Source organism: Lactiplantibacillus mudanjiangensis, assembly GCF_005405385.1.
In the GTDB taxonomy this organism is placed as follows: Bacteria; Bacillota; Bacilli; order Lactobacillales; family Lactobacillaceae; genus Lactiplantibacillus; species Lactiplantibacillus mudanjiangensis.
This window is the reverse complement of record NZ_BJDY01000004.1, coordinates 34520-47396: the sequence shown is the minus strand read 5'-3', so window position 1 is coordinate 47396 and position 12877 is coordinate 34520. Positions and strand designations below refer to the sequence as shown.

The 12877-nt window shown below is 45.7% G+C and carries 13 protein-coding genes; 4 read left to right on the top strand and 9 right to left on the bottom strand.

What is annotated here, in order from left to right; genetic code table 11:
* Window positions 1-454: 454 nt before the first annotated feature.
* Entirely contained in the window at window positions 455-991 is a 537-nt protein-coding gene (locus tag FFM84_RS08425) for a dCTP deaminase/dUTPase family protein (RefSeq protein ID WP_130844829.1), read from the bottom strand.
* A 137-nt stretch (window positions 992-1128) separates the two neighbouring features.
* Between FFM84_RS08425 and FFM84_RS08420 the strand changes: the two genes are divergently transcribed.
* The 3 genes from FFM84_RS08420 (at window position 1129) to FFM84_RS08410 (ending at window position 3514) form a co-directional block, all read left to right on the top strand.
* A complete protein-coding gene (locus tag FFM84_RS08420) occupies window positions 1129-1407 on the top strand; it encodes a GNAT family N-acetyltransferase (RefSeq protein WP_130844828.1) in 279 nt (92 codons plus the stop codon).
* A 25-nt stretch (window positions 1408-1432) separates the two neighbouring features.
* Window positions 1433-2116, top strand: coding sequence for a ribose-5-phosphate isomerase RpiA (rpiA, locus tag FFM84_RS08415; protein WP_130844827.1), 684 nt, complete (start codon window positions 1433-1435; stop codon window positions 2114-2116).
* 66 nt (window positions 2117-2182) lie between these two features.
* A complete protein-coding gene (locus tag FFM84_RS08410; RefSeq protein ID WP_130844826.1) occupies window positions 2183-3514 on the top strand; it encodes a C1 family peptidase in 1332 nt (443 codons plus the stop codon).
* A 500-nt stretch (window positions 3515-4014) separates the two neighbouring features.
* On the opposite strand, the gene FFM84_RS08405 is transcribed toward FFM84_RS08410, so the two are convergent.
* From FFM84_RS08405 to FFM84_RS08395, 3 genes are all read right to left on the bottom strand, one after another.
* Window positions 4015-4692, bottom strand: a complete 678-nt coding sequence (locus tag FFM84_RS08405; RefSeq protein ID WP_130844825.1) for a 2,3-bisphosphoglycerate-dependent phosphoglycerate mutase — start codon at window positions 4690-4692, stop codon at window positions 4015-4017.
* A gap of 113 nt (window positions 4693-4805) precedes the next feature.
* Complete coding sequence (locus FFM84_RS08400) at window positions 4806-5834, bottom strand: DMT family transporter (protein ID WP_130844824.1); 1029 nt, start codon at window positions 5832-5834, stop codon at window positions 4806-4808.
* A gap of 81 nt (window positions 5835-5915) precedes the next feature.
* Window positions 5916-6869, bottom strand: a complete 954-nt coding sequence (locus FFM84_RS08395) for an AEC family transporter (RefSeq protein WP_130844823.1) — start codon at window positions 6867-6869, stop codon at window positions 5916-5918.
* A 286-nt stretch (window positions 6870-7155) separates the two neighbouring features.
* Between FFM84_RS08395 and FFM84_RS08390 the strand changes: the two genes are divergently transcribed.
* Window positions 7156-8304, top strand: a complete 1149-nt coding sequence (locus FFM84_RS08390) for an LCP family glycopolymer transferase (RefSeq protein ID WP_130844822.1) — start codon at window positions 7156-7158, stop codon at window positions 8302-8304.
* A 78-nt stretch (window positions 8305-8382) separates the two neighbouring features.
* Here FFM84_RS08390 and accA read toward each other — a convergent pair whose 3' ends face one another.
* From accA to FFM84_RS08365, 5 genes are read right to left on the bottom strand one after another with little or no spacing between them, the layout of a single operon-like run.
* A complete protein-coding gene (accA, locus tag FFM84_RS08385; protein WP_130844821.1) occupies window positions 8383-9156 on the bottom strand; it encodes a carboxyltransferase subunit alpha in 774 nt (257 codons plus the stop codon).
* Window positions 9149-9955 (bottom strand): acetyl-CoA carboxylase carboxyltransferase subunit beta, encoded by an 807-nt coding sequence (locus FFM84_RS08380; protein WP_130844820.1) that lies wholly within the window; start codon window positions 9953-9955, stop codon window positions 9149-9151. The genes accA and FFM84_RS08380 overlap by 8 nt, the downstream gene beginning before the upstream one ends.
* On the bottom strand, window positions 9952-11271 hold the full coding sequence (locus tag FFM84_RS08375) for an acetyl-CoA carboxylase biotin carboxylase subunit (RefSeq protein WP_130844819.1): 1320 nt from the start codon (window positions 11269-11271) through the stop codon (window positions 9952-9954). Before FFM84_RS08375 ends, FFM84_RS08380 begins: the two co-directional genes overlap by 4 nt.
* A 2-nt stretch (window positions 11272-11273) precedes the next feature.
* On the bottom strand, window positions 11274-11666 hold the full coding sequence (locus tag FFM84_RS08370) for an acetyl-CoA carboxylase biotin carboxyl carrier protein (protein ID WP_130844818.1): 393 nt from the start codon (window positions 11664-11666) through the stop codon (window positions 11274-11276).
* 13 nt (window positions 11667-11679) lie between these two features.
* Window positions 11680-12651, bottom strand: coding sequence for a beta-ketoacyl-ACP synthase III (locus FFM84_RS08365; protein WP_130844817.1), 972 nt, complete (start codon window positions 12649-12651; stop codon window positions 11680-11682).
* Between the last annotated feature and the right edge of the window lie 226 nt (window positions 12652-12877).

The following is a 12877-nucleotide window of genomic DNA, read 5'->3' as shown; positions in this document are numbered from 1 at the left end:
CGCCTACCGTTCGCCCACTTTGAGCCGGAACGCTGTGGGTGGACAATCTAAGCCAAAGTTCGGTCTTAGATTTCGTTTTGAACCGCCTAACCCGCGTTTCAAAAGCGCCAGTTTCTAAGCGGTAAAGCCGCTAAGAAACGCCCACGGCTGGGCTCAAAGTGGACTCACTCTCGGCTATGATAGTTGATCATTCAGTCTGATTAACAACGAGACATTAACCGGAGTTAACCAGTGATGGCGCCGGCCGTGATAACGTCGTTAGTCTGGATGGTTTTGCCGGACTTACGACGTGGGCGACTTTTAAGACTAGCGGTTTTGGCTAGGCTTAAAAGCGAGGTGAAAGCCCGTACTTCGGCTGGAACCGGCCCCCACAGCTGGCAGAATCACCGGTTGACGTAGGTGGCAACTTTAGCATAGTTTAATCCATAGACTGTAATCAGGTTTCAGCCACTAGTTATTTACCACTTGAACCAAAGCCACCGGTCCGGGTCGTTGTCACTTCGGCTTCATTATCGGCTGCTAAAAATGGCATAAAGAGCCCTTGGCCTAAGCGTTCGCCCTTTTTAATGTGAACGTCACGAATCCCAAAGTTCAGTAATTGAATAAAGATCTCACCTTCGTTTTTAGGATTATCGTAGTAATCGGCATCGATCACGCCTACCCCATTAGGTAACACTAAGTTGCGTTTTAAGGGATTGCTTGATCGATTGGCAATCATCAAATATTCATCGGCATTCATGTACGCCTTAATCCCAGTTGGTACTAAATATGGTTTCAACACTTTAGCGGCGGTATCTAAATCTGCATCGGTTGCCGTTTCACCGTGTCGCAGTTGCCACAACACCTTGATAAAATTCAGCTTCCAAATAGATGGTAACGTAAAATCAGTGGCGGCTTCAAAGTCATAGCCAGCTGCTTGCTTCGTTGCCCGATAAGGCAAATTTAGACCTTGATCGGCATATTTACTGACAATTTCAAATCCTCGAGTCATTGAATAAAACCTGCTTTCTGAAAATCATTGATAGTGTTCATATTTTACCATACTTAGGACGACCTTTCGTTGACAAAACCAGCAATTACCCGTTTAATAAACGTGAAGCTTAAAACCCTTTCAAGGTGGTGACAGACATGGATTTTATTCGAGAACCAAATCGGTTTTACTTTAATGATGATAGCGGCCGTTTAGCTGGCGAAATCACCTTTCCCGCCATCAATGATGACCAAACTTGGGCGATTGAACATACTTTTGTCCGCGACGACTTTGGTCACCAAGGAATCGCGGCGCAATTAACGTTAGCGGTAATTGCGGCTGCTAAGGATGAACACAAGTTGATCGATCCGCTTTGCACGTACGCTAAAGCCTATTTCACTAGGCATCCGGAATACGCTGATTTATTAGTTCACTAAATTCTTTTAAAGGAGTTCTGTCATTATGAATCAAGATCAATTGAAGCAACTCGTTGGCCAAAAAGCCGTTGAGTACATCAAAGACGGCATGCAAGTCGGCCTAGGTACTGGGTCCACCGTTAAGTTTATGGTCGATGCCTTAGGTGAACGTGTTAAAAACGAACACTTAAACATCGTCGGCGTTTCAACTTCTGAACGAACCGCTGCTCAAGCTAAAAGCTTAGGAATTCCGATGAAGTCCGTTGATGAAGTCGATCACCTTGACCTAACCATTGATGGTGCTGATGAAATCTCTAGCGACTATCAAGGCGTTAAAGGTGGCGGTGCCGCTTTACTCTTTGAAAAAATCGTGGCGATTAATTCTGATAAAGTGATGTGGATTGTTGACGAAAGTAAGATTGTTGATCAACTAGGGGCATTTGGCCTCCCAGTTGAAGTGATTCCTTATGGTAGCCAACATATCTTTGAAAAAATGGTAGCTAAAGGCTATCATCCTGAGTTCCGCAAAGTAGACGGCGAATTCGTGCGGACTGACTCAAATAATTACATTATTGACTTACATTTAAACCCAATTACCGATCCACACGCCTTAGCTGAAGACTTGATTCACATGGTTGGTGTCGTCGAACACGGCTTGTTCTTAGACATGGTTAACACCATCATTATTGGTCATGAAGACGGTCCAGAAGTAATCACAGCGCGGCCATAATCGCCGCACTTGCCGTTCAGCCTTGAAACCGATACAATTAAAAATAGATTAAAGGAGCGTGATTTTTTGAGTAAAGCAATTAGTATGGATCAAATCGCTAATTTCCAAGCTGATTTAGATTCACGACCAGCCGCTAAAGTTATTGAACGGGCGGTCACCAAGAATGGTATCTTAGCTAGCAGCCAAGATACTCAAGCTATGAACCAAACGACCCCGGTATTTTCCATTGATTTAAACACCGGTAAAGTCGCTAACCAAAAACAAAGTGGGCGTTGCTGGATGTTCGCCGCATTAAATACAATGCGTCATTCATTAGCAGAACGATTCAACTTAACTGACTTTGAATTATCCCAAAACTACACTTTCTTCTGGGACAAGTTCGAAAAAGCCAACTACTTCTACGAAAATGTCTTAGCCACTGCTGATCAACCAACCAGCAGCCGCAAAGTTGCCTGGCTCATGACGACCCCACAACAAGATGGTGGTCAATGGGACATGTTAGTCGCAATCATCCAAAAATATGGGATTGTGCCTAAGAGTGTTATGCCAGAAACTTATAACAGTTCAAAATCTGCTGAAATCAACAGCACCTTGAACTTAAAGTTACGTAAAGATGCCGTTGAATTACGCGAATTGGTTGCCGCTGGCACGAGTGCTGACGCCATCCAAGACCGTAAGGAAAAGATGTTGAACGAAGTTTACCGGATGTTAGCCTTTGCCTTTGGCGAACCCGTCACTGAATTCGACTGGGAATATCGCGATGATGACAAGAACTATCACATCGACCAAGGTTTAACCCCACAAAGCTTCTTCAAGAAGTACATTGGCTGGAACTTGGACGACTATGTGTCAATCATCAACGCCCCAACCGATGACAAGCCATACAACCACACTTACACCATCGAAATGTTAGGCAACGTTTTAGGTGGCCGTGAAGTTAAGCATTTGAATGTCACTATGGCTGACTTCAAACAACTTGCCATCAAACAACTCCAAGCTGGTCAAAGTGTTTGGTTTGGTTGTGATGTTGGTAAATCTTCAGATCGCCAACAAGGGGTCATGGCTACTGACGTTTACGGTACTGACGAATTATTCGGTGTCGACATGGCAATGTCTAAAGCAGAACGCTTAGACTACGGTCAAAGCTTAATGACCCATGCGATGGTTATCACCGGTGTCGACCTTGTTGATGGTCAACCAACCAAATGGAAGGTTGAAAACAGCTGGGGCGAAAAAGTTGGGACTAAAGGCTTCTTCGTGATGAGCGACGCTTGGATGGACGAATACTGCTACCAAGTCGTTGTGAACAAAGAATTCTTACCTGACAACCTCAAAAAGGCTCAAGCCGAAGAACCAACGGTCTTAGCACCATGGGATCCAATGGGCGCTTTAGCTTAAGCGATTAATCATAATAATTAAAGCAAACGACCGCAATCATCTAATGGTTGCGGTCGTTTTGTGTGTTTATTGTCCAAAAGTATAGCAAAGCTTGCCGCCTATCGTTCATCCACTCTGAGCCGGAACGCTGTGGACGGACCGGCTAAGCCAAGGAACGGTCTTAGCCGTCGTTTTGAACCGCCAAAACCGCGTTTCAAAAGCGCCAGTTTCTAAGCGGTAAACCGCTAAGAAACTTCCACGGCTGGGCTCAGAGTGAATTCACTATCGGCTATATCGATAAATAATCATCCTATTAACCGGAACCAGCTAGTGATGGCGCCAGCTGTGATTACATTGTTAGTCCGGATGGTTTTTCCGGGCTTACAATGTGGACGACTTGGAAGACTAGTGATCTTTGCTAGACTTCCAAGCGAGGTGGAAGCCCGCACTTTGGCTGGAACCGGTCCCCACAGCAGGCAGAATCACTAGCCGGTGAAGGTGGCTAATCTCCGTCAGTTAATTCAAAGTTCTGTTTTATCAATCACATTCAACTGGTCATCAAATCGGTACCGAATTGGTGCGCCATTGCCGACTTCGACGCCATCAATACCAGTATCACTAATGTGTTCTAAATATTTAATCAGGGCTCGCAACGTACTCCCATGGGCCACGATCAATTGATTATGGCCGGCCAAAAGTTGTGGCGCCACCACATCGATCCAGTACGGCATGATGCGATCATAGGCCATTTTTAAGCTTTCGCCCCGCGGTTCAACCGCCTGACCATATTCGGTATACCGCCGATCATGACTCAAGTCTTCTGGCGCCAATAACGGTGGCACGGTATAAAAGCTGCGCCGCCATTGTTGCACTTGCGCCTTACCATAAATCTGACGGGTCGCGTCTTTATTTTGCCCACGTAACGCGCCATAATGGCGTTCATTCAAGCGCCACGTTTTATATTCTGGCAACCACAGCTGGTCAATCTCATCTAAGATCAGATTCGCCGTTACAATCGCGCGTTTTAAGACGGACGTATGAACAGCATCAAACTGAATGCCAGCCGCTCGCAACTGTTGGCCGGCTGTTTTGGCTTGCGCAATGCCGGTGGCCGTCAAGGGGACATCGCTCCAGCCTGTATACGTATTATCTCGGTTCGCCGTACTTTCACCATGACGGACCAGTACCAATTCTGTCATATTTTCTCTGCTCCCGTTACCTTCAATAGCTCTATGATAAGCGATATCGGTCACTCGACGCAAGCCACCGATAAAAAAAGGGTTACGACCAACATGGCTCGCAACCCTGATACTTAGTTTTCTTGTTCTGAAATCGCATTCGAATGGGTCGCCACATTCTGACGTACCGCCTCGGCTTTAGCCGCTTGCGCTTCTTTGCCCATCGTACTGTCGCGTTCCTTGAACCGGTTCCCAACAAAGGTAACCACTGATCCAATTAAAATAACGACAATCCCAACAATCGTTGCTGGCACGATTCGTTCATGCAAGATCAATGCCGCTAAAATTGGGGCTAACCCTGGTTTGATGAAAAACACCAAAGACGCCGTCGACACATCGGTTTTTTCCATTGCCAAGAAATAGAAGCCAAAGCCCCCACCTGTGACACAGACACCGATAAAGAATAATAGCCAAAAATAATTTAAGTTAACATTGACCAAGATTGGAATAGCAGCGAATTGCCGTAAACCAATCGCCCGTAACCCACCAGCGACTGCTGGAATTTTACTGATCCAAGCGAGAATTAATAATTCAAACGCACCAGCGAAAAATGTGAAACACGTCATCGTTAACCCGTTTAAGCCCCGTTTAACTGAGCCATACCGGGAAATGATACTATACAAGCCAAACGTAATCGCTGACCCAATTGCTAAGACTAACCCTAAACCATTGGTTAAATGGGTGGGATTCACAATGATTAATAACCCAATTACCGAGATCACCACGGAAATTAAGTTTGAACGGCCTAAACGTTCGTGAAGAATCAAGTATGAAAAGATCAAGGCAAATACCGGATTACTACTGAATAGCACAGCAACGGTTGAGGCTTGATCCACCGTAATTGCCAATTGGTACAACGACATACTAACGATGACACAGGCCAAACCGGTAATCATAAATAACCGCCAATCGGCTGCCACTAATTTCCGGCCGGTTTGTTTTAAAGCCCGCACAGCAAATGGTAACAACACGATGGCCCCAATCATAAACCGAATTAAGTTTAATTGAATGGGATTGAAGGCACTGCCCGCCATCTTTAGCGCAATTTCCATTGAGCTAAACATCAAGGTGGAAATTGCAATGTAAAGATATGCTTTCTTCACGAAACGTTCGCTTCCTTTTTTAACCAAAATTTAAACAGTCAACGATGTTAAGTATAGCACCATTTTCAAGTGACTTTCAAATTAATGTAGAAAATCTAATTGGACAATCATCATTAAGATCGGAATCACAATCAAACTAAGCAACGTGGTTTCCGTTACCATAATCGCCGCATAATCGGCATCGGCACCGTATAACTTCGATACCACCGGCGCATTAGTCATGACGGGCATCGCTGATTGCAAGATGAAAACTTGTTTCATTTCAAGTGGCATTGACATCGGAATGAGCATTAACGTCATCAAAACTGGCGCAAAGATAAACCGTCCAAGCAAGATCCCGATACTATCACGATCAAACCGCATCTTACTCAAACCGGCATTCGACATCGAAATCCCAATAAAGATCATCGACAACGGCACCGTTAACCCACCAATATAAGTGAAATCAGACATTAAAAAGCTTGGTAATTTAATCTTGAGCAAGACCAAGATAACCCCAATAATAAACCCTAATAGCGGTGGTGAGAAAATTTTCGACAACGTTTGTTTCCAATTAAACTGCGCTGCTTGCGGCCCATCACGTTGAATCAAGTACACCCCTAGGGTCCAGAAAATCGTCGTATTCGCCATGTAATACACTAAAACGTATGGCAACGCACTGTTCCCAAACAACGCTTCATTTACTGGCAACCCGATAAAAACGGTATTGGAGTTCAAAAACATTGAGGCAAATAGCCCCCGATGACTTTTCTTGATATTTAACGCCCGCATCACCCCGAATGATATTCCGAAGAGAATCGCCATATTTAATACCGGAAAACGTAATCCCGGTAAGGTCGCTAATAATTTCTGAGCGGTAAAATCTTTGGTAATCGTCGAAATCATGTAAGCTGGTAACGCAATTTGCGTGACCAAACGAGCAATTAACTTCGTCGAGTCTTCGCTGAACCAACCCCAAGAAGCGAGTAGATAACCTAAGGCAATCATGACAATAATAATCACAACACCTTGAATACTATGTAAAAAGATCGCCAAACTTCTTCTCCTCCAATCTGCCGAATTAATAAAATTTTAATGAGAATTATTTAAGTATACCACTGTTTTCCGAGCGCTTGAACCCAATAAAATTTTGTAAACGTTTGACTCAAACAACAATTTTACTTATAGTGTTCTTTGATTATGTCAAATTTTTGGCTGTCTTGAGACCACTAACCTTGCCGCAAGAGTTTAAAATCTTCTTAAATCAGCCCTAATTTGAATCACCAATTACAGAAACGGCATAGAATAGGCTAGAGGAAATATAAAACAACGAGGAACGGATATGTCACAAAATAATAATGAACCAATGGGCCCACGTGAACGACGTCGGCGACAACAGAACCCGCACTTGCGACCACACAAGCATCGGCCGTGGTTAATCACCCTATTGATTTTATTGGCATTTGGGATTGCCGGGGCCGCAGCTTGGGGTATTAAAACTTGGAATACCGCTAAAAGTACCATGAACACGACCTATCAAGCGACCGGCACGTCAAAAGAACGCAATGTCGATGCCGTGATCAAAAAGAACAAACCGTTCTCAATTCTATTATTAGGAACGGATACTGGGGCTTTAGGTCGGAGTGCCAAGACTAACTTCTCAGCTCGAACCGACACGATGATCGTCTGCACGATTAATCCGAAAAAGGAAACCATGTCCTTGACCAGTATTCCGCGGGATACGTTAGTCACGATTGACGGTCAATCTGAAAAGATCAATGCAGCTTATACGATTGGTGGCGCCAGTGGTGCTGTCAAATCCGTTGAAAAATTATTGAACGTCCCAATTGATTTCTATGTACTGATTAACATGGGTGGCTTAAAACAAATTGTCAATGCTATGGGTGGCGTTACCGTTACCCCTAAGTTGACCTTTAAGTATGGTCACGCCAACGTTAAAAAAGGCGTTAAGATCAAGTTAAACGGCGCGGCTGCCCTAGATTACTCACGGATGCGCTACTCTGATCCATTAGGTGACTATGGTCGTCAAAAGCGTCAACGTCAAATTATCATGGCGATGGTTAGCCAATCAAACTCACTTGGTTCAATTGCAAACATTGAAAAGATTACCAAACAATTATCAAACAACATGCGGACCGACCTAACTTGGAACGATATGGTTGCCTTAGATACGAAGTACAAGAATGCGACCCACCATGCGAAGTCATATACCTTACAAGGTGATGATGCCACAATTGATGGTTTATCTTACCAAGTTGCTTCCGCTAGTGAACGTCTGAAGATTTCAAAGAAGATTCGGACGCAACTCCAATTAACCACTAGCGATTTAACCGTTAGTGATTACTCGGAAACCGCCTCCGTTTCAACAGGTAGCAGTAGTTCAAGCTCAAGTTCTGATTCAACAACTGACAGTACGACAACTGATACCACGCAAACGACTACTGCTGATCAAACCACAACTGGTCAATAGTTCGTTGACCTAACTTATTCAAACTAAAAAATGCGGTATGAATTCTCTAACGAATTCATACCGCATTTTTTAGTATTTTTAATTAAGCGGCCATTGTTCTAAGAATGCTTGGAACTTTTCTTCTCGTTGCGCAATCAACGCATCCGGCATTACTGGCAATAATGGCACTAACAGGTCAATAATCTGGGTACTCAGCGTCGCAACTAAATCGGGCGCGCGATGATCAATCACCACATCAACTAAACCACGCTGCTTTAAGGCAGCCGCCGTCATCGGCAATAAATCAATTGCGGCACTAACGGTTTGTTGACCATGCAGAATCGCAGCCACTGCTTCGGGGGACGCAACGTTGAATAAACTGTCATCCAGCATAATCACACGATTCGCATTGGCAAACCCTAACGCACCACCACTATGTCCCTCACCTAAGAAAACAACAATATTCGGCACGGTTAATTGGCCCATTGCCGCGATTAAATCGGCAATGGCTTGGCTTTGTCCATGCTCCTCTGATTGCGGACTGGCATCGGCCCCAGGCATATTCAACAAGCTCACCACCGGCATCCGAAACTTTTCAGTGTGCGCTAAGACCCGTAATGCCGTTCGATAACCTGGCACCGTTAAGGCTCCACCGTTTTTTTGGCGCCGTTCATTGACGTTTTGACCACGATCAATGCCTAGCACCGTTAGCGCCTGTTGGTCAGCAGTTCGACCAAAACCAGCAGTCAATGCGGCATCATCACCTAGTACTCGATCGCCGTGTAATGGTACAAAAGTTGGCAGCAACGCCTGAATCACGGTAGGTGCACTCAATCGATCAGCAGCCCGTAGTCGTTTTAAGCGTTCATCCATGTGTTGACACCCCCTGAAAACGATAACTAGCTAAAATATCACCTAGTTGATCACGTAATTCTGGCCGCGCAATCACGGCATCAACGGCCCCATTTTCGTACAAACTCGCTGCTGATTGAAAGTCAGCTGGTAAGTCAACGGGCATTGTTTGTTGGATCACTCGTGGTCCCGCAAACCCAATCTTGGCTCCAGCTTCCGCTAAAACCACATCAGCCTTAAACGCAAAGCTAGCGGAAACGCCACCCATCGTGGGATCAGTTAAGACACTGATCACCGGCACTGGCACCGCTGCTAATCGGGCCATCTCAGCCAAAATCAAATTCATTCCGACTAACGCATAAATGCCTTCTTGCATCCGGGCACCACCAGACGCGGTTACCATGATGACCGGAACTTGACGCTGACGTGCTTGCTTTAAAGCTGCCATAATTCGCCTTGAGACCGTCGTATTCAACGTCCCCATCATGAAATGGCTATCCATTACAATTAGCATCACTGGCCAAGTCTGAATTGTTGCCCAACCAGCAACTACCGCTTCAGTTAAACCAGTCTTTTCAGTCGCTTGTGCTAATTTAGTGGCGTAACCTGGAAAAGCCAATTGATTTTGTGAACGGGCAACCACTGGTAATGGCTCAAAGCTATCTGCATCAACCAACTGATCAATACGTTGTTTAGCCGTTAGCCGCTGCCACGCTTGGCAATATGGACATTGCCGCCAGGTTCCCCATTGGCGGGCATGGACATGGCGTCCACAGACTCGACACGTGGTCCACTGCCCCGTTGCTGGATAATGACTCATGACGGTTGCCCCCATTCTGCTAAACTATGAATTGAATAATCATCAGCCACATAAGCTGGTCGCGCCACGGTTTGTTGTAAAAACGCCAAATTCGTTGCCGGCCCAGTTAACTTAACCGCTGCTAAGGCCGTTTGTAATCGTTGCACCGCTTGGTTGCGATCTCGCCCCGTTACCATGAGCTTGGCGATTAAGCCATCGTACATCGTACTCAAGTGATCACCAACGCGATAGCCAGTATCAACTCGGACTGACTCGGGCCAACTAAAAGCCGTAATCAAGGTTTGTTCAATCGGAACGCTGGCCGTAATCCGGGCTTCAATTGCAGTACATTTTGGCGTCAAAATGGTCGCTGGTAAGGACAACGGCACGCCTGCAGCTTGTTGAATTTGCGCAATGACAATATCAACTCCTGTGGTCAATTCGGTCACCCCATGTTCGACTTGCAACCGTGTATTCATTTCCATGAAGTAAAATTGGCCATTAGCAAATAAATACTCGATCGTTCCCAGACTTTGATAACCGGCGCCGGCTAATAATTGTTGTGACAACTGTGACAATTCAGTCCGTTGTGCCGCCGTTAAAATACTGGCGGGACTTTCCTCAAGAACTTTTTGTTTATGTAACTGTAAACTACAGTCCCGATCACCTAAAATGTACAGCTGCACCCCGGTTCCTAAAACCTGTACTTCAATATGACGTGCCGTGGGTAAAAAGTGCTCTAAATACATCGCATCGTTTAAAAATGACGCGGCTGCTTCCGCTCGGGCAATCCGCAGTTGGTGATGTAAAGCGGTCACGTCGTTAATGACCCGAATCCCTTTACCACCGCCACCATGACTCGCTTTCAAGACAAGCGGGAAGCCCATTTCTAGCGCCGCTTGTTTAATCTTGGGCCAGGTCAAGCCTTGAATCGATTGCCCCGCCAGTACCGGAACACCTTGTGAGCGAGCAAAGTCTTTAGCCAACGACTTATCACCCATGAGTTCAATCTGATCAGCTTTCGGACCAATCCAAGTAATCCCACATTCGGCACACATCGCTGCAAAATCCGCATTTTCAGCTAAAAAACCATACCCTGGATGAATCGCATCGGCATGCGTATTAATCGCAGCCATCAGAATCGCTTCCGCGTTTAAATATGATCCTGCCGCGGCGGCTGGGCCAATGCAAACCACTTCATCCGCTAATTGGGTATACCAGGCCTGCCGATCCGCCGTTGAACAGACGGCGACCGTCTGAATATTCAGTTGACGGCACGCTTTAATAATCCGTACCGCAATTTCCCCGCGATTCGCAATTAGCAGCTTGTGAAACATCCCTACCGATCCTTTCGTAACTCAAATAATGGTTGTTGATACTCAACAGCCGCTTGATCAGCGACCAAAATGGCCGTTAACACACCCGCGTGAGGTGCCGTCAACGGATTAAACAACTTCATGCTTTCAATCTGACCGAGTTCTTGTCCTTCAGTAACCACTTGGCCCACGGTTAGATCAGGTGTCAAATGCACGACACCGACCATTGGACTAGTGATTGCCGTCACATCGTCTGTGGCCGCTACTGTTTCAGTTGGCTGTGCCATCACCGGGGCCGACTGAACCGCCTGTGGCTTAGTCACTTCAATCTCCAAGTCACCCGCTTTAACCCGAATATGACCGTAGCCTTCTTTGGCATACTTCTCAACCAACTGATCTAAGGCTTTAATATCCATAAATTAGTCACCCCTACTTCTTAATTAAAATCGATCCATACGCCAATCCACCACCAAAGGCAGTCAACAACGCGGAACCCGTTAAATCATCAAAGACACTCGCTAGCGCCATCGCAACGCCCGCTGAAGACGTATTTCCAAATCGTTCGACATTATGTGGGAAGGCCGTCATTGGTAAATCTAAGTTAGCCGCAATCTTTTCGATAATGCGTAAGTTAGCCTGATGACAAATGACGTACTGTAATTCAGTTGGCGCAATACCGGCCGTTTGAAGTAATGTTCGCATTTGTTCTGGAACGACCGTTGTGGCAAACTGAAAAACATCCCGACCAGATTGATAAAAGGCATCCGTTTGTGGGTAATTCGTAGCCGCCACTGTTTTGAGTGGTTGCACCCGACCAGAATGGATCACTTGCGCATCACCTTTAGTTTGAAGCTTTTCAGCAATAATGTTATTTTCAGCTGGATCAGTTGTGGCTTGTAGTAACGCCCCACCCGCGCCGTCACCGAAGAAAACGGCGGCTGTCCGATCTTGAAAATCCATCATTTTTGAATTCACTTCGGCACTGATAACCATCACGTTTTGATATTGCCCACTACGAACAAATTTGTCCGCCGTTGCTAATCCAAAGGTAAAGCCGGCACAGGCCGCACTCATGTCAAAAGCAAACGCATTGTCCGCACCAATATTGGCTTGCACTAAACAGGCCGTGGCAGGTGTCAACGCATCAGGGGTAATCGTTGTCACAATGATTAAATCAATGTCGGTTGCCCGTAAGCCACTCTTGGTTAACAATTGTTGTGCTACTTGCGTCGCTAACATTGAAGTGTTTTCTTGATCCATGGCATAATGCCGGGTCACAATCCCGGTATGCGCTTGAATCCATTCATCGTTTGTATCCATCAAGGTCGCTAACTCATCGTTAGTCACCACCCGTTCCGGCACATACTGTCCCGTCGCGGTTATTTTGGTATAAACTGTCATCATCGAACCCCCTGAAATATAAATATCCTAATTGTCCTAATTTTAGCAGTAAAGCCCCAGCGTTCAAAGCTTGACGGCTAATTTTAGTCAAATCCTTAGACTCTCCCCATTAAGTTTGACTCGCCAAACTAAAAAACGAGCCGAGGGTTGTCCTCAAACTCGTTATGGTTAGTCTACTTTTTAATGCCGCCTGCCGTTCGCCCATTCTGCGCCGGAACGCTGTGGG

What these genes read in the sequence shown, in the direction of transcription:
- rpiA (WP_130844827.1), top strand. Translation starts at nt 1,433, where the DNA reads ATGAATCAAGATCAATTGAAGCAACTCGTTGGCCAAAAAGCCGTTGAG.
- FFM84_RS08420 (WP_130844828.1), top strand. Translation starts at nt 1,129, where the DNA reads ATGGATTTTATTCGAGAACCAAATCGGTTTTACTTTAATGATGATAGC.
- FFM84_RS08380 (WP_130844820.1), bottom strand. Translation starts at nt 9,955, where the DNA reads ATGAGTCATTATCCAGCAACGGGGCAGTGGACCACGTGTCGAGTCTGT.
- accA (WP_130844821.1), bottom strand. Translation starts at nt 9,156, where the DNA reads ATGGATGAACGCTTAAAACGACTACGGGCTGCTGATCGATTGAGTGCA.
- FFM84_RS08405 (WP_130844825.1), bottom strand. Translation starts at nt 4,692, where the DNA reads ATGACAGAATTGGTACTGGTCCGTCATGGTGAAAGTACGGCGAACCGA.
- FFM84_RS08370 (WP_130844818.1), bottom strand. Translation starts at nt 11,666, where the DNA reads ATGGATATTAAAGCCTTAGATCAGTTGGTTGAGAAGTATGCCAAAGAA.
- FFM84_RS08425 (WP_130844829.1), bottom strand. Translation starts at nt 991, where the DNA reads ATGACTCGAGGATTTGAAATTGTCAGTAAATATGCCGATCAAGGTCTA.
- FFM84_RS08365 (WP_130844817.1), bottom strand. Translation starts at nt 12,651, where the DNA reads ATGACAGTTTATACCAAAATAACCGCGACGGGACAGTATGTGCCGGAA.
- FFM84_RS08390 (WP_130844822.1), top strand. Translation starts at nt 7,156, where the DNA reads ATGTCACAAAATAATAATGAACCAATGGGCCCACGTGAACGACGTCGG.
- FFM84_RS08375 (WP_130844819.1), bottom strand. Translation starts at nt 11,271, where the DNA reads ATGTTTCACAAGCTGCTAATTGCGAATCGCGGGGAAATTGCGGTACGG.